Source organism: Arthrobacter sp. 2RAF6 (genome assembly GCF_052115205.1).
Lineage (GTDB): Bacteria > Actinomycetota > Actinomycetes > Actinomycetales > Micrococcaceae > Arthrobacter.
Map to the genome: position 1 here is coordinate 60,213 of NZ_JBFRGF010000001.1, position 15,276 is coordinate 75,488.

Here is a 15,276-nt window from a genome sequence, read left to right on the forward strand (position 1 = left end):
GAGATCCTCTCATGACTACGGATTTGGGTCCCGGAACACTAACCAGCGCCGTCATCGACAGCTTCCGGAACACGCCCTACGAGCGGTTGAAGGACATCCTGACCAGCCTCACCCAGCACCTGCACGAATTCGTCCGGGACATCGAACCTTCCATTGAGGAATGGGAGACGGCCATCGATTTCCTGACCGCGACCGGTCAAAAATGCGATTCGGTCCGGCAGGAGTTCATCCTCCTGTCCGACGTGCTGGGCGTCTCCATGCTGGTCGAAACGATCAACGACGCCGAAACTCCGGACGCCACCGACTCCACCGTTCTGGGCCCGTTCCACATGGTCGAATCCCCAAAGCGCGAACTGGGCGAGAACGCCTCCCCGGAAAGCGAAGGAGACATCTGCCTGGTCAGGGGGCGCATCCTCTCTGTCACCGGTGAACCCGTCCCCAATGCCGCCATCGACATCTGGCAGGCAAACACCAAGGGCTTCTACGATGTTCAGCAACCCGGCATCCAAAGCATCGGCAACGGCCGCGGCCTGTTCACGTCCAACACCGCCGGAGAGTTCTACTTCCGCAGCGTCATCCCCAGCTATTACCCGATCCCGACCGACGGACCTGTCGGGGACCTGCTGCACGCCACTGCCCGGCACCCGAACAGGCCAGCGCACATCCACTTCATCGTCACCGCGCCGGGATTCCGGGAACTGACGACCCACATTTTTGTTGCCGGCAGCGACTACATCGACTCAGACGCCGTTTTCGCCGTGAAGCAGAGCCTGATCGCCGAATTCGTGCCCAACACCTCAGAAGCCGACGCGGCCCGCTACGGGCTCACCTCACCGTTCATGGAGGCAGTGATCGACATTGTCATCCACCCCGACCTCGTCGACCCGGACATTATCAACACCGCCGTGATGTCCCCGTCCACCGCACGGATTATCGAAGCACAGGAGAACACCCGATGAAGGATTTTCAGTACCAGGCACTTCCGATGCGCGTCCGCTTCGGAGCCGGCTCACTTGCCTCACTTAACGACGAAGTCGTCAACCTTGGCCTCAAGCGGGTCCTGGTCCTGGCTACACCCTTCCAAGCGGATATGGCCGAAAGGGTTTCGCAACAGCTGGGCGAGCTCAGCGCCGGCGTGCACGCAGAAGCAGAAATGCATGTGCCCATCGAATCAGCCCACAAAGCGCGCGAAGTAGCTGCTGCTGCCCAAGCCGACGGGTACGTTGCGGTCGGCGGCGGGTCCACCACCGGCCTGGGCAAGGCCATCGCGCTGGAGTTCGGCCAGCCCATCATTGCCGTACCCACAACCTACGCCGGCTCCGAAATGACGCCCGTATGGGGCCTGACCGCCGACGGCGAGAAAAAGACCGGACGCGACTCCAAGGTTCTGCCCACCAGTGTCATTTACGACCCCGAACTCACCGTGTCCCTCCCGGTGAAAATGTCCGTCACCAGCGGATTCAACGCCATCGCCCACGCCGTGGAAGCGCTGTACGCGCCGGACGGTTCGCCCATCATCTCCCTGATGGCCGAGGAGGGCACACGCGCCCTCCTCGAAGCGATGCCAAAGATCGTCGAAAACCCGTCCAACATCGACGCGCGCTCCAATGCCCTGTACGGGGCCTGGCTCTGCGGAGCTACTTTGGGTGCGACAACGATGTCCTTGCACCACAAGTTGTGCCACACGCTCGGCGGGACCTTCAACCTTCCCCATGCCGAAACCCACACAGTGGTGCTGCCATATGCCCTGGCCTACAACGCCCAGCACGCCCCGCAGGCGGTCGCGGCCCTGCAGCGCGCCACCGGGGCAGACAACCCGGCGGCCCACTTCCGGAAACTAAGCCTCGCCCTCGGCGCACCGTCGTCCTTGGCTGAGCTGGGCCTGAAGGAATCCGACATCGACAAGATCGTTGAAATCGCCACCAGAAACCCGTATGCCAACCCGCGGGAAGTAACCCCCGAGGGCATCCGCGAACTTGTCACGGCCGCCCTTCACGGCAGCGACGTCTAACAGCGTCCTCATTCCTGCCCGTTTGCCTGAACCTACAGAAAGAACACACCATGTCTGAGACCGTCAACGACGTGCGTTCGGTGCCCGCGGTAAACCCGCTGGGAACTGTCCCGGCAGTCCTGGTCCGGAAAGACGCCGGCGGCACCGTCACAGTCGAACCCGGCACCGCAGCCGTCACTGCACCCAAGCCCAACGAGCTTCTGGTCCGGCCCGCTTACGTGGGGGTGTGCGGCACCGATATCGAAATCCTGCACGGCAGCATGCCGGAATCCTTCAAGATCAATTACCCCCACGTCCTGGGCCATGAATGGTCAGGCATCGTCGTGGAAGCCGGCACAGCTGTAGAAGGATTCCATCCGGGGGACCGCGTTCTTGGGCACGGACACCTGGGCGGCAACGACTGGTTCGGGGTCACCCACGATGGGGCCGCCGCCGAGCTGTTCACCGTCCCGGCCGACATGTGCTTCCACATCCCTGACGAGGTGGACATGCTCACGGCCGCAGTTATTGAGCCTTTCGCCTGCGTATTGAACGGACTTAGGAAGATCGGCGGCATCAGTGCCGCCGACACGGTCCACGTGCACGGGCTCGGAGCAATCGGCCTGAATGCAGTGATCCAGGCTGTCACCGCGGGAGCGGAAGTGGTCGTATTTGATCCCAGCCCACTTCGTCGCGAAACTGCGATGAAACTGGGGGCTGCGGCTGCCGTTAATCCGGTCGAAACCCCGGACACCACCGGTGCTGCGGCAGCAGCCACGGGGCGGCCCTTCGCCGACGTCGTCATCGAAGCCTCAGGAAACTCCGCAGCGCAAGCAGCAGCCCTTGAAAGCGCAGACCACAACGGACGCGTCCTACTCATGGGTGTCTCCACACCAAAATTTGCCCCTGCACGCCTGGGCCTGGTCCAGGAACGAAACCTCTTGATTACCAGCTCCACCGGGGCGCCTGTAGCAGTATGGCCCGCAGCAATCCGCTACGTGGCAAACACCCGCCTCAACCTCGGTGAGATCGTCTCCACTGTCGTCCCGTTCTCCCGCGGAGACGAAGCCCTCCAAAGGGCGCAGGATTCAAGCCGGGAAACGAAGGTCATGCTGGCTCCAGATAGCACTCATCCCGACGACGTGCCTGCCTCCTCAACCCACAAAGCCAACTAACAAAGGACGAACGTGAACGACACGAACATCATTCAGAACCGGGACCTCCTGGCCTCCTGCTGGACCTGGGCAGGAAACGCCGCCCCGCTTCGGGGCGATGAAACGAGCCCGATCGATGTGCGCACCCGGGTTGAAGCTGCCGCCAAGGCAGGCTGGAAGGGACTGGGCTTTATCCATGCCGACCTTCCGGAGATTGAAAAGACCATCGGTCTCAAGGGGCTCCGTCAGCTGCTGGACGACAACGGCATCATCCACGTCGAGATGGAATTCCTCGCGGACTGGTGGAAGACCGGCCCCGAACGCGAAGAATCCGACCGCTGGCGCAAGATCCTGTTCAACGCCGCAGAAATCCTCGGCGTCAAGACCATCAAGATCGGCGCCGAACTCGCCCTTGTAGGCGAGCCGGCGCCTGTCGATGAAACCGCATTCCACCAGGAATTCGACAGGCTTGCCACCCAGGCCGGAAACGTGGGCACGCGCGTGGCTCTGGAACCGATGCCCATGAACAACCTCAAGACCATCGAAATCGGTGCGAAGTTCATCAGCGAGGTCAACAACCCGCACGGCGGGCTCACCGTTGACACCTGGCACACCAGCCGCGGCGGCACCCGATACGAAGACCTGGCCGCCATCCTGCCGATGGACAAAGTCTTCATCGTCGAGATCGATGATGCCCGCAAAGACGTCATCGGTTCACTGTGGGAAGACACCATCAATGAACGTCTATACCCCGGTGAAGGTGACCTCGACACGGTTGCCTTCGTCAAAGCCATTCATGAAGCCGGATGGCGCGGACACTGGGGCGTGGAAATCCTCGCTGAATCACACCGCGTGCTGCCGTTGGATCAGGCGTTGGCACGCGCCCACGATTCCGCCGCGGCAACACTTGAGGCAGCGTCCCAACTGATCGCCGCGGAACAGTCCGAAAAGGTCTAACCCGAGCCGATCCACACTAAGCCTGGCCCACGCGCTACCCGGCAGGGGATGGTGCGTGGGCCGGACCGCACTGAGCACAGAAGAGAAGCGGAACACCATGAGCGCACCAGCCCCCGAGGCACGATCGGATGCTGCCATCCAGCTTGGGATGCGTCTTCGTGGAGCCCGGCAGAGCGCCCGGCTCTCCCTGCGCGAGCTGGCGCGCCGTGTGGACGTCTCCGCCAGCCTCGTCTCACAGGTCGAGCTGGGCCGCACAACACCGTCTGTCGGAACCCTTTACGCCCTCGTATCAGTGCTGGGCTTGTCCCTTGATGCGGTACTGCAGGATGGGGCGCAAGTAAACATTCCGTCGGCAGGCACCGGTCTTCGGGTTGTTGAAACTCCAGCCGTCATTGACGACGGGCGGTCGTGGTCATCCGAAGGTGCCGTGACACCTCTGGTGCCATCTGCAGGGAGCCACGGACTTCCCGGACTCCTGGAAGCGAAGGACCGTCCAAAACTCCGCGTCGACGGTGTCCTCTGGGAGCGGCTCACCGCGGAGAACGACCCCAACGTGGAACTGCTCCGCGTCACGTACCGAAGCGGCACCGAATCATGCCCGCCGGACAACCTCATGCGGCACGGGGGACACGAATACTTCCACATTCTTGAAGGAAGACTCAACGTGGAGGCCGGCTCCTCCGCGGGAACCCTTAGCGCCGGTGACAGCATCAACTTCGTCTCTTCCGCTCCTCACCGGCTCAGCAATCCTTTCAACGAAGATTGCATCGCAATTTGGGTGGTGGTCGGCCGGCGAAGCCATCAGCTGGACAAGTCTGTCTCACCGGTCCCATAACCCTGGCGGAGACTGCCCGTTCGCAGCGGATTTACGCTTTGGCTCTGCATGCATACAACACAAATCAGCAGCTGAAAGAGAACGACACCTGCTCTCACGGATTATGGAACGGAGTCCCCAGTTGAATTCTTCATCCGCTCGCTACCGTTGGCGGGGACGTTCGGGTGAGGCGCAGCCAAGCACTGCGACCACTCCTGTCCACTGGAACGAACTGAGCCCGGGCGACCTTGTGTTGGTGCTGTCCGGGAAGGCTTCGCACACCGGAAAGGTCGACACCGTATCCGCTGACGGCGAGTACCTGTGGCTGCTCCTGAGCGACGGCACGGGCCGCCGACTGTTCACCAAAACCGAGGTTCACAGGACCTACGCCGATCCGATAGACCTGGCCAAGCGCTCAGGACCAGACCTTTGAATTCACTCACTTCACTTTGGGGAGGACGATGAAAATGCTGCTCAACCTCTTTTCGGTTCTGGTCGATGGGGCCGGTTACGGAGGCGACGGCAACGCGTCGTCCCATGACCCGAAAGCGGCGGGGTTCCCCCAGGGAGTCCTTGCTTCCTTCGCTTGGGAAGGCTGGTGGCAGGAGGAGCCGGATAAAGTCCCGACGCCTGGTGGAGCCGCGCCCTGCCACACAGCACTGAAAATCAGCTGCTCACGGAATAGGACACCTCGCCTGGAGCACAATCCGGTGAGCCGCCCGGATCGATCATGACCGATGTCTTGTTACAAGAACCGATAGGAGATAGCCCGTTGGAACCGCTCGTCGTAGGACTCCTGGGAATCACCCACCCGCACGCTTCCGCACGGGTTCGTGCCCTTCGCGAAATCGAGGGCGTCGAGGTGGTGGCCGCCGCAGACGACGATCCGCGGCTGCAGTACTTCACCGACAAGTACGACATGGAGCCCCGCGACATCGACGGTATAATCCAGGACGACCGCATCAACGCAGTCATGGTGCATTCCAAGAGCAAGGACATGGTCGCCCATGCCCTGCGGGCCCTTGCCGCCGGAAAATCTGTGGTCGTAGAGAAGCCGGGCGGCGGAACCGTCAATGACCTGCTGAAGCTGGCCGAGGCGGAGACCCGGGCCGCTCCGGGTTTGGTAATCCAGGTCGGCTACAACGTTCGCCTGGCGCAGTCGGTCACTCGGGCGAAGGAGCTCATAGACGCCGGGACCATCGGGAATGTGGTCAGTGTGTCGGCCCGAGGTGCCGCCCTGGCCGGTGAGCATCTCACTGCCCATCTGAACCAGCCGGCGGACATGGGAGGAGCGCTGTGGATCATCGGGTGCCACATGATCGACTCCCTGGTCAGCATGTTTGGGGTCCCGGAGTCCGTCAATGCGCGGGTGCGCAAGTCCGCGATGCTCTCCGACGAGTCGAGCCGCGAGGACTCCGCGGCTGTGCTGCTGAATTATCCCGACATGTCCGCCACGTTCAGCTTCGACAGCCACGACCGTCTCGAATGGTTTGAAAGCTCCGGTATATCCGTCTACGGCACCGCTGGCATGATCGAAATCGGCGTCCTTCCCCAAAAGCTGAGGGTCTACGTCGAGAAGGACCGGGCCGGTTGGTCAGCTGGCTGGACTGAATGGACGCAGAGCTACTTCACTCCGCCCTTCGCCCGTACTGATGCGAACAAGTTCTCTGAGCTGCCCGAGTTGGAGAACATCAGCAATTTCCGCACGGAAATGCGCGGATGGATCGACAGCATCCGCACCGGTGCACCTGTGGTGGCACCCGTCAAGGATGCCCTTGCCGTGGCGCGGATTATCGACGCCAGCTACCGGTCCGAGAAAGAGCTGGGGGCTTCAGTTCAAATGGCTCAGGATGAGTGAAGGGGCTACGAGCTGTGGCCGATTTGCCGTCAAACCGCCGCGGGGAAACAGCGCCTGCCCGAGTCCGGCCAAGCTGCTGCCTAGACTCACCGTGGGCGACGTGTGAGCGCGGACGTCGACACGGCGATGAAAGCCAGCATGCTCGGCCACCTCATCGCGGTCTCCCGGGCCACGGCTCGGGACAGCGTCGTGCCCAATCAATGTCCGAGCTGGCGGATAGAGTCACCTCATCTGGGTAAAGGAGGAGCAGCATGGCGCTCCCTACATCACTGGCGGGGCGACTCCGCATCATGAGTCTGCTGAAGAGCCACGCCCTCCTGCCTCTCCCGGAGGCCGTCGTTTAGAAGTCTCCAAGCCGCCGTGATCGATAGTGGTCTCGATGCTTGCCCACACGGGATCCCTTACCGCCCGCGGCAGTCCCGGACCTAAGCGGCGGGCTTATCTGAGGTGGAGATGGATTATGAATTTTGATTGTGTGCGCTGGGCAGCGTTGGAACGGCGACGGTGAAGCCGTCACGCTGGGCCGCGATGGCCTTGATGCGGTCCCGGCAGGCGAACCATTCCCACGGTCATGAGGGCTACGGCCACGACAGTGACGAGGAGCGTGTGGGGTGAGTCGATGAAAATTATGATTAGCACGGCGGGCAGGAAGAGAAGCGAGAGGTAGCCCGTGTAGGGTGCGCCGAACATCCTGAAGGAGGTCGGCTGAGCCGGCCTTTATCAGCCCAGCGCTTGAGCTGAATCTGGCACAGGAGGATTGTAGCCCAGGTCGTGATAATGCCCACCGCCGAGACGCTGAGGACGATTTCGAAGGCCTCGCCCGGGACCAAGTAGTTCAGGGGACGCCGAGCAGGGAGACCATCGCGGTGATGGCGGGCGTCCTGGCAATGCACAAGCTGGCAAAAACCGAATCCCAACTTAAGGAAATACCCGTAGTAACACCCATCTAGACCCGCGCTGGCCGGGAGCAGAAGGGGTCTGCTGAAAGACTGCCGGTCCGGCAGATTATGGAAAGCGCATCGCCGGGCCCGCTCAAATCCGACCTTGCATCCCGAATACCAGCCGGAACGCAAAGTGCAAAAGGCCACGAACCCACCGCGTTACTTTGGTCGTGCCAACACCGGCCGGTCGCAGGACGGGTCGATGCTTCCCAGCGCGAGCGGGATATCCAATGCCCTGCCGCTGGCTGCTAGGTCAGGAAACGGCTGCCATGCCCTCCTGTTCCCAGAATTCGAATCCAGTCTCGAACCGGCGTCCTCGTTCGGCCGGGCTCAGCCGGCAGTCATGCGAGTGAAAGCCCGCTTGTAAGCAACGGCCACTGAATCTAGTTGATCGGGACTGAGGGCAGTAGACAGGGCAATGAGTCCCCGTGGCGCAGCGGAAAACGCCCTCCAATAAAAGAGCAAGGTGTAACGCTGCTACGTCAAGCGGGTCCGGCCTGACTTCGCTGGCGTCGGCAGGCCCCTGGTCTTGGAGATGAACATGAAGCATTGACCCGAACCTGGTCACGATCGTAGGAACTCTGCTGTTCCGGCCGACTGCCTCGATGCGATCGGCCAGTTTATCGGCCGATGCGTTCATCTCAACGGGGTTGTCTGCACCGCTGCCTAAGTATGCCACCGTGCTGCCTTTTCGTTGAAGTGAAGGGACCTACAGCGGGAGTCTAGCGCGGCGTAACCTGAACATCGTTCCGCGGCGAGGTCGACGACTTGGTTTCCACGGCCAAAGCCACATAGGGGCATGCTGGTTCGATGATCGGCATGGCCATGTCGCCCTACGGCCCCGAGTTCAACAACCGCCCCTCCCGCAATCAGTCCGCCGAGGGGCGTGTGGAGTCAGGCAAAGTCCGGCGTTGGCCTGGAACCCTTACCCAGCGCCGGCGTAGGCGTCGATGGGGTAACGATGCTTCATTGTAACTTGCGGTACTTGGGTACTTCGAGGATCATGGAGTCATCACCGCGAATACGCAAGTAACGCACATTAGAAAAGACGTGGGTGAAAAACGACATGACGACAACCGCCACACCAATCAAAGTAGACCAGCACACCGACCGCCTTATTTCGCATGCAGCACACTTCTTCGGTAAGACGAAGAAGGCTGTAGTAGACGAAGCAATGCGCGAGTACATCGACAGCCACCGCGCCGAGCTGAGCGCCGCAATTAAGGACACTATGTCGCAACTCGACGGAACCAACACATCCGTTGTGTCAATGATGACCGGACTTTCCGCCGAAGAGCTCGACGAGCTCGGCGGCGTTCCCGAGAAGTAACGAGAGTAAGCACCCATGACCTCTGAGCTTCGAATCGTACGACCTACACTCGAGTGCTTGGAGGTTTTGGCGTTAAAAGGCCACCTTTGAACGTCCAGCTTGAGAATGTTGAACATCCGTTGGTTGCCAAAGCCCAGAAAATCCCGGAGCTGCTTGCTTGCAATGAAGCGGAACCCATTCTTTCGCTTGGCGACCGTCGGTGGCTGAAAGTAAAGGTTGGGGATTTTCGGGGAGGCGTAACCAGTGTTGCCGAGGATCCGGTGTACTCCCACATATGCGATCATGAGTCCTTATGGCTGGGACTGGCAGGCTGGCGCCAGAACGATACCCCTCAAAAAGACTTTTACGCTACGCTCCCGGCAGACACCAGCCCTTTCCTCCCGCAGCCCTTGGATTGGAAACGCTGGTACGCAGAGCAAGCGGTTGCGGCTCAAGAGATCACCCATCGGATGGTCCGGCGCTGCGCCTGGCTGTCCCTGAGCCTGAGTAAAGCATTTTGCTTTCAAATTGGCGAAGCCTTGGTTTGGGTCAGGGTGCGGATGACGGAAAGCAATATCGTCTACATAATGATTGGCGCCCATGGGCGAGCGGATCCGAAGACATGCGCACTCTTGATGAGCTCATTTCCTGATGTCAACGTCGACGACTGGTTGCCTGAGCCCGACGGCGTGGCCGAGATCCCCGTTGAACCCGGGGAAATGGTGTTTTCTGCGATCCTCACTACCGCCAGCCAAGGCCAGTTGCTGGAGGAAGCGGACGAACTCGAGTGGGAACTCGACCCAGCTTGATACGGACCTCTGCTATAGCACTCGGCACCGGGTCACGTCACGCATCTTTTTGGCGCCCAGACTCCTTCGAGACCCCGGAATCCCGGGCTCACAGTCCGTTGGGCGCCCCGAAAACCTGCTCCGCGTGACGCGGCACAGAAGTGGCGAGCGGTGGTGAGTTACGCGATGATTGTTACGCCGCCGCCCTTTCGAGGGCTTCACGGATAGTGGCTGGTGGTTCGGAGTCGGTGATTAGCCCGGTGAGCTCCTGGAGCCCAGCGACTCGATGACGTGCTACCCGTCCGAATTTTGATGAGACCGCCAAGACATACCAAACAGCGGAGTTTTGAATGACGACTTTCCGGGCCGCTGCTTCTTCAATGTAGTACAAGCCTGAAATCGCCTGCTTCGGCGACTATCCCTCCGGTCCCCGCATCATCACCCCGAACGTCAAAGAAAACATCAAGGCCGTTCTCGCATCAAGAACGGCATATTCGCCACGCGCTTCATCGATGACCAAGACGGCGGCGCTCCGGAGTTCCAAGCTTTGCGCAAGAAGGCCGAGTCACACCCGATTGAGGCCACCGGCCGCGAGCTCCGCAGGCTGTTCTCCTTGGTCCAAAGCGACGACGACTACACGGAGGGTACCGGGCCCAGTCGTATGGGCCCGGTAGTGCCTACGAGCGGGTCGCGTCAGTTGATCCGCTCGGCCAGGGCGACGATGATTCCCTCTGGACCTCGCACGTAGGCCATGCGCCAGGCTCCCTCATACTGGCCGATGCCACCGACCAACCCGTATCCGTTAGCGGCCAGCCGGTCGACGTGCGCTTGAAGATTGTCAACTTCGAAGGACAAACTGCGCAGCCCGAGTTCGTTGGCCATGGCGGCGGGCGAGCCGGGCTCGGGGTCCGGCCTGGCGAAGCTGGATAGCTCCACCCCTGTTCCTCCGTCGGGTGTTCGCAACATGACAATCTCCGTACGGGAATCAGGGATCGCTATGACCGTGTCGATGAACTCGCCCTCCACGAACGTCCGTCCCTCGATCTCGAGCCCGAGTCCAACGAAGAACGCCGTCACCGTGTCGAGGTCCTGAACGGTGACGCCGACGTGGTCGAACCGCATGATGCGCGACATGAGAAAACCTCCAAGTGTTCGTTTGCACGGCCCGGGACGGAGCCTACCCCGGACTTTACGGCGGATGCAGGACGGGGGAAAGCGTCCGGCCGCGCGCCGGGCGCTATGCACGGTAGGGATCCAGGCCAAGCGGCCCGGGGGAGGGTCGGCAAGCCTGCCGGTTAGCAGATGGCCCGTGCGTAGGCTTGGGGAGTGACCATGTAAGACTGGACGCATGTGTCCCCTCCCTGTGAAGCCGCGCGCTCTGTCCGACAGCGTTGACAGCGGGAGCCCGACGCTGCCGAGCCGCGCGCGCCGCCATCTCGCCCTGAGACTCGACGATGCCTGGCTCGGGTTCCAGACGCGACTCGCGATCCGGCGCGGTCGGGTGGAGACCGTCATCCCTTACACCGGTTACGGCACCACTTCCTGGGTCCGGGTGTTGGCGCGCGTTGTCCGCAGTGACGCGCGGGACACCGGGACCAGTGCTCAGGCAAGTGGGCTCAAACCATTGCAGGATGGAATGCGCGGCTGGCGCAATTTCACCAGTGCGCCCGTGGCACACGCCGCCGTGCGCGTGACCGTCGCAGGCACCGTCCATGATGTCGAAGCGGACCGAGGAGGCGTGGTCGACGCGCATATCCCCGTAGCCTTCGACGCCGGCTGGCATACGATCACCCTGCAATCCGGGGGATCCAGCATCGTGGAGGCTCCAGTGCAGATCGTCGCTGACGATACAGACTTCGGTGTCGTCTCCGACATCGACGACACCGTGATGGTCACTGCGCTGCCTCGTCCGTTCCTAGCCGCCTGGAACACTTTCGTCCTCGACGAACACGCGAGGACCCCGACGCCGGGCATGGCAGTGCTGTACGAGCGGATCGTAAGGACGGCGCCCTCGGCTCCCGTGGTGTACCTGTCGACCGGAGCTTGGAATGTCGCACCGACCCTATCGCGGTTCCTGTCCCGCAATTTGTATCCAGCCGGTCCCAAGCTCCTGACCGACTGGGGTCCTACGCCCGACCGCTGGTTCCGCAGCGGCCAGGAGCACAAAAGGACATCTTTGGAACGTCTCGCGGCGGAGTTCCCCGGCATCAAGTGGCTGCTGGTTGGTGATGATGGACAGCACGACGAGGCCATCTACGCCGAGTTCGCCCAACGCCATCCGCAGAACGTCAGGGCCATAGCGATCCGCCAGCTCTCCGTCGGTGAGGCGGTGCTCGCCGGCGGGCGGTCGAAGTCCCCAGCCCAGCCGACCCCGGGGGTCCCCTGGATCTACTCTCCGGACGGTGCCGGGATGTCTGCCCAGCTTGAGCAAATGGGCATCATCCGGCGCGGCGACCGGTCCCCAGACGTACCGGAGGCATCCGGCTGAGAAGCAGTTCCAACGCCGGACGACCCGTCCTCGACCGCCGCGGGACCACGGCTCACCGATCGCGTACTCGGATGAGAAGATAAGCATACTGATGGTTTTGTGTAGAATGGCTGTCGGTTTTACTTTGTAGAGCGGTTGGCCCCTTGGGCGATCCCGGATACAGGACAGGAGTCTGCGCCGTGAACGACGTTCATGGGTCAATTAATGTCAACGTTCCGGTTCGGCTGGCCTATGAACAGTGGATACGATTTGAGGAATTCCCGCTTTTCATGAGCGGGGTAGAGTCCGTGGCAAAGGTCGATAACGTTCGTCTCCGGTTCAAAACGGTTGTTGGCGGGGTGCCCCGTGAATACGATGTGTGGATCATCGCCCGCGAGCCGGATGAACAAATTACCTGGGAAAGTGTTGGGCACCCCCTCGCGGGCGGGACCGTGCTTCTGGAGCCGATGGGGCCATTGGAAACGAAGGTACTTTTGCGCCTGAGCTGGGAGCCGGGTTCCCGACATGCAGTAGCTCTGGACGCCTGCCAGATCCGGCAAGACCTGGAGCACTTCAAGGAACTCGTCGAGGGGCGCGAAGCGGAGTCAAGGGATTGGTCCGCCGGAGAAGAGAAGGCGGGCCAGCGTTCCCTTCCCCATTCGTCCTGACGCTCATGGTGGTCGGGACCGGGCACCGGTGCCCGGTCCCGGACAGCACGCCTCCGTCTGGATCAGGCGGGCTGAATCCTGTCCCTGGCCGCTGTGGTGCTGTCGGCTACGTCGGAAACGGCGGTCTGTGATTCTTCCTTGACGTTTTCGACTGCCTCCGAGGCCGCAGATTTCACGTTCTCCAGCGCTTCCTGGGCCGGCTCCTGGAGATCCTGGGCCACGTCCTGCGCCGCCGCGGCAAGTTCGGTGGTCAGGGGTTCGGCCGCTTCCTTCAGTGCCGCGGCTCCCTCCTTTTCCTTCTCACTTGCCGGGATCAGGGAAGCCGCCAGCATCCCGGCCCCGAAGGCTATCAGCCCGGCAGCCAGCGGGTTGCCTTGCGTTTTGCCGGCGAGGCGGTGGGGCACGTCGCCGATCGCCGCCCCGGCGTCGTCGATCGCTGATCGGCCGCCGTGCGCCAGCTCATCAGCTGCGCCCAGAACGTTCTCCTTCGCGCCGAAGACGGCGTCCTTGACTTTCTCGGTTTGGCGTCGGACCACGTGCGACGGCGTCACCTTATCCGCCACCGCATCAACGTTGGTGCCAAGGCGTCGGCGGGTTTCCTCTATCTCGGAACGGATATCATCCGGATTTTCACTCATCGTTGCTCCTCGCGTGGTTTGAGTGTTTCTGGGATTTCCTGGATTGTTTCGGCCGTCTGGGGCATGCCTTTGACGGCTTTGAGTTCCTTGCGGCCAATCGACGCCAGGACAGCGGCCACGATCGCCCAGAGAACAGCCACGACGACGGCGGACCAGCCCAGTCCCGTCAGCTCGCCCAGTGCGCACCAAAGGGCGAGGGAAAGGAAAAGGAGGACAAGATGCCCGGCAACACCGGAGCCTGCCAGCATTCCGGCGCCCTTGCCTGCCTGCGCCGTGGACTGCTTCAGTTCAGCCTTGGCCAGCTCCACTTCCTGGCGCATCAGCGTGGAAATGTCCCGCGTGACCTCACTCAGAAGGTCTCCCAACGATGTCGAGTCCGCTTTGGCTTGTGCGGGCGTCGGCGGGATTTGGCTCTCGGTCATCGCGACTCACCGCTGGCGGGGTCGACGCCGAGCCTGTTTTCGGCGTCGGCTGCGTCACTTCCTGCCAAGGGAGCAGGAGAACCGAGGCGATGCGAACGGTCACGGGTGAATGGATCCTCGGCTGTCCCGCCGTTAGGCCAGGGATCGGGTTCCGGCTCGGTGACCGGTGCGGGTTGGGGCAGGGTGCCGGGCGCGCCGGTGGGCGCAACGGTCCCGTTCCCCGAGAGGTTGCCGGGGTTCGAGTATCCAGCAGTCGTGGTGGTTGGACCGGGGAGCTGGACCGGGGGAGGGGGCACTGTCGTCCCTGGCCCGGGGACGAAAGGTTTCGCTTTGTCGTGGGCGGGTTGGATGGGGGCACGCCCGGTGGTCATTTCTCGTGGTGAACCGTCAGCGCCGGCGCTCAGTCCGCGGCTCAGGCGGCCGGCGAGGACGCCTGCTCCCGCGGCCAAGAGGAGAAACGCGCCAGGACGCTGCCGCGCGAAGGTCTTTACTTCGTCCAGGAGGGAGCCTGGATCCCGGTCCTCCAGCCACGTCGCCACGGATGAAGACCGTTCGGCTGCTTGCCGCACCAAATCCGTAGCGACGCCGGGTTGCTCCGAGGCGGCGGCCATGGATTGCAGTTCCTCCGAGATGGATCGAAGGCCTGCGGCGACCTTTTGCTGCTGCTTGCCGGCCTGGTCCGTGAGGTCCAGCCTGGCCTGGTCCAGCAGATCCCTTGCGCTCGAGTTCACTTCGGAGGCAACGTTCGCGACTTCGGATTTCGCGGTTTCGACGACGTTCTTCGCAGAGTCGCCGGCCTGCGCGGCCACGTGGACTGCTTCGCCCTTGATGGTTTCCGTCGTCGGCGTGCCGCTGTTCTGGGCAAGCGACGGGGGAACTTGTGTATCCGCTAGTTGCTCGGTGGCCGGCGGGGGCGTGTAATTCCCGTCCCATTGGTTCTCTGTCATCTTCGCTCTCTTTCCAAGAAGGTCGGCTGCGGATCAAGAACCAGAAATACTGGCAGTTAAAATAGTAAGCATGCTTATCATCTGGGCGGAACCCCCTGTCGATGAATGTGGCCGGAGAAGTCCACGAACTGCATCGGGGATACGGGATTGGCGCGGGCTCCTCACGGAGCGCTTCGTGGTGGGGGGCCGGGGTGGGCGATCGGGCGATACTTCCTGCGGCGACTATCGCGACGCGTTGTTCTTACGCCGGTAAACACCCTATGTTGGCCATTATCACCACGCGTAGCATCAGGACAGGGCACTTGGCGAAAGCGGGAGCTTGG

Annotated in this window: 15 protein-coding genes and 2 pseudogenes; 12 read left to right on the forward strand and 5 right to left on the reverse strand. The window is 62.1% G+C overall.

The window, feature by feature from the left end:
- Positions 1–11 precede the first annotated feature (11 nt).
- From AB4Z38_RS00285 to AB4Z38_RS00315, 7 genes are all read left to right on the forward strand, one after another.
- Positions 12–959, forward strand: a complete 948-nt coding sequence (locus AB4Z38_RS00285; protein WP_441427861.1) for a dioxygenase family protein — start codon at positions 12–14, stop codon at positions 957–959.
- Positions 956–2,011 carry a maleylacetate reductase gene (locus AB4Z38_RS00290; protein ID WP_441427862.1) on the forward strand — a complete coding sequence of 352 codons (1,056 nt, stop codon included), beginning with the start codon at positions 956–958 and terminating at the stop codon, positions 2,009–2,011. Before AB4Z38_RS00285 ends, AB4Z38_RS00290 begins: the two co-directional genes overlap by 4 nt.
- Positions 2,012–2,061: 50 nt before the next feature.
- Positions 2,062–3,165, forward strand: coding sequence for a zinc-dependent alcohol dehydrogenase (locus AB4Z38_RS00295; RefSeq protein ID WP_441427863.1), 1,104 nt, complete (start codon positions 2,062–2,064; stop codon positions 3,163–3,165).
- Between the two features lie 12 nt (positions 3,166–3,177).
- A complete protein-coding gene (locus tag AB4Z38_RS00300; RefSeq protein WP_441427864.1) occupies positions 3,178–4,101 on the forward strand; it encodes a sugar phosphate isomerase/epimerase family protein in 924 nt (307 codons plus the stop codon).
- A gap of 97 nt (positions 4,102–4,198) precedes the next feature.
- Complete coding sequence (locus AB4Z38_RS00305; RefSeq protein ID WP_441427865.1) at positions 4,199–4,936, forward strand: helix-turn-helix domain-containing protein; 738 nt, start codon at positions 4,199–4,201, stop codon at positions 4,934–4,936.
- Positions 4,937–5,057: 121 nt separating this feature from the next.
- Complete coding sequence (locus AB4Z38_RS00310; RefSeq protein WP_441427866.1) at positions 5,058–5,348, forward strand: hypothetical protein; 291 nt, start codon at positions 5,058–5,060, stop codon at positions 5,346–5,348.
- A 339-nt stretch (positions 5,349–5,687) separates the two neighbouring features.
- A complete protein-coding gene (locus tag AB4Z38_RS00315; RefSeq protein ID WP_441427867.1) occupies positions 5,688–6,773 on the forward strand; it encodes a Gfo/Idh/MocA family protein in 1,086 nt (361 codons plus the stop codon).
- A 458-nt stretch (positions 6,774–7,231) separates the two neighbouring features.
- On the opposite strand, the pseudogene AB4Z38_RS00320 reads toward AB4Z38_RS00315, so the two are convergent.
- A pseudogene (locus AB4Z38_RS00320) lies at positions 7,232–7,647 on the reverse strand (amino acid permease); the annotation flags it as partial.
- Between the two features lie 1,133 nt (positions 7,648–8,780).
- Here AB4Z38_RS00320 and AB4Z38_RS00325 point away from each other — a divergent pair.
- The 3 genes and pseudogenes from AB4Z38_RS00325 to AB4Z38_RS00335 all read left to right on the forward strand — a co-directional run.
- Positions 8,781–9,044, forward strand: a complete 264-nt coding sequence (locus AB4Z38_RS00325) for a type II toxin-antitoxin system VapB family antitoxin (protein ID WP_441427868.1) — start codon at positions 8,781–8,783, stop codon at positions 9,042–9,044.
- Between the two features lie 86 nt (positions 9,045–9,130).
- Positions 9,131–9,832 carry a hypothetical protein gene (locus AB4Z38_RS00330; RefSeq protein WP_441427869.1) on the forward strand — a complete coding sequence of 234 codons (702 nt, stop codon included), beginning with the start codon at positions 9,131–9,133 and terminating at the stop codon, positions 9,830–9,832.
- A 374-nt stretch (positions 9,833–10,206) separates the two neighbouring features.
- A pseudogene (locus AB4Z38_RS00335) lies at positions 10,207–10,460 on the forward strand (ketol-acid reductoisomerase); the annotation flags it as partial.
- Positions 10,461–10,504: 44 nt separating this feature from the next.
- Here the strand turns inward: AB4Z38_RS00335 and AB4Z38_RS00340 are convergent.
- The gene (locus AB4Z38_RS00340) at positions 10,505–10,945 is read right to left on the reverse strand and encodes a VOC family protein (RefSeq protein WP_441427870.1); all 441 of its coding nucleotides are present in this window, start codon (positions 10,943–10,945) and stop codon (positions 10,505–10,507) included.
- A gap of 214 nt (positions 10,946–11,159) precedes the next feature.
- On the opposite strand from AB4Z38_RS00340, the gene AB4Z38_RS00345 reads away from it, so the two are divergent.
- The gene (locus AB4Z38_RS00345) at positions 11,160–12,299 is read left to right on the forward strand and encodes an App1 family protein (protein WP_441427871.1); all 1,140 of its coding nucleotides are present in this window, start codon (positions 11,160–11,162) and stop codon (positions 12,297–12,299) included.
- Between the two features lie 179 nt (positions 12,300–12,478).
- The gene (locus AB4Z38_RS00350; RefSeq protein WP_441427872.1) at positions 12,479–12,946 is read left to right on the forward strand and encodes an SRPBCC family protein; all 468 of its coding nucleotides are present in this window, start codon (positions 12,479–12,481) and stop codon (positions 12,944–12,946) included.
- 62 nt (positions 12,947–13,008) lie between these two features.
- Here the strand turns inward: AB4Z38_RS00350 and AB4Z38_RS00355 are convergent, their stop codons facing one another.
- Genes AB4Z38_RS00355 through AB4Z38_RS00365 form a run of 3 tightly spaced genes read right to left on the reverse strand, consistent with a single transcriptional unit; the run spans position 13,009 to position 14,953 of the window.
- A complete protein-coding gene (locus tag AB4Z38_RS00355; RefSeq protein WP_441427873.1) occupies positions 13,009–13,584 on the reverse strand; it encodes a DUF3618 domain-containing protein in 576 nt (191 codons plus the stop codon).
- Complete coding sequence (locus AB4Z38_RS00360; protein ID WP_441427874.1) at positions 13,581–14,006, reverse strand: phage holin family protein; 426 nt, start codon at positions 14,004–14,006, stop codon at positions 13,581–13,583. The genes AB4Z38_RS00355 and AB4Z38_RS00360 overlap by 4 nt, the downstream gene beginning before the upstream one ends.
- A complete protein-coding gene (locus tag AB4Z38_RS00365; RefSeq protein WP_441427875.1) occupies positions 14,003–14,953 on the reverse strand; it encodes a hypothetical protein in 951 nt (316 codons plus the stop codon). Before AB4Z38_RS00365 ends, AB4Z38_RS00360 begins: the two co-directional genes overlap by 4 nt.
- Positions 14,954–15,276 lie beyond the last annotated feature (323 nt).

Bases quoted from the DNA above. Each gene is read 5' to 3' on its own strand.
- AB4Z38_RS00285 (WP_441427861.1), top strand. From the start codon at position 12: ATGACTACGGATTTGGGTCCCGGAACACTAACCAGCGCCGTCATCGAC.
- AB4Z38_RS00290 (WP_441427862.1), top strand. From the start codon at position 956: ATGAAGGATTTTCAGTACCAGGCACTTCCGATGCGCGTCCGCTTCGGA.
- AB4Z38_RS00295 (WP_441427863.1), top strand. From the start codon at position 2,062: ATGTCTGAGACCGTCAACGACGTGCGTTCGGTGCCCGCGGTAAACCCG.
- AB4Z38_RS00305 (WP_441427865.1), top strand. From the start codon at position 4,199: ATGAGCGCACCAGCCCCCGAGGCACGATCGGATGCTGCCATCCAGCTT.
- AB4Z38_RS00325 (WP_441427868.1), top strand. From the start codon at position 8,781: ATGACGACAACCGCCACACCAATCAAAGTAGACCAGCACACCGACCGC.
- AB4Z38_RS00340 (WP_441427870.1), bottom strand. From the start codon at position 10,945: ATGTCGCGCATCATGCGGTTCGACCACGTCGGCGTCACCGTTCAGGAC.
- AB4Z38_RS00345 (WP_441427871.1), top strand. From the start codon at position 11,160: ATGTGTCCCCTCCCTGTGAAGCCGCGCGCTCTGTCCGACAGCGTTGAC.
- AB4Z38_RS00355 (WP_441427873.1), bottom strand. From the start codon at position 13,584: ATGAGTGAAAATCCGGATGATATCCGTTCCGAGATAGAGGAAACCCGC.
- AB4Z38_RS00360 (WP_441427874.1), bottom strand. From the start codon at position 14,006: ATGACCGAGAGCCAAATCCCGCCGACGCCCGCACAAGCCAAAGCGGAC.
- AB4Z38_RS00365 (WP_441427875.1), bottom strand. From the start codon at position 14,953: ATGACAGAGAACCAATGGGACGGGAATTACACGCCCCCGCCGGCCACC.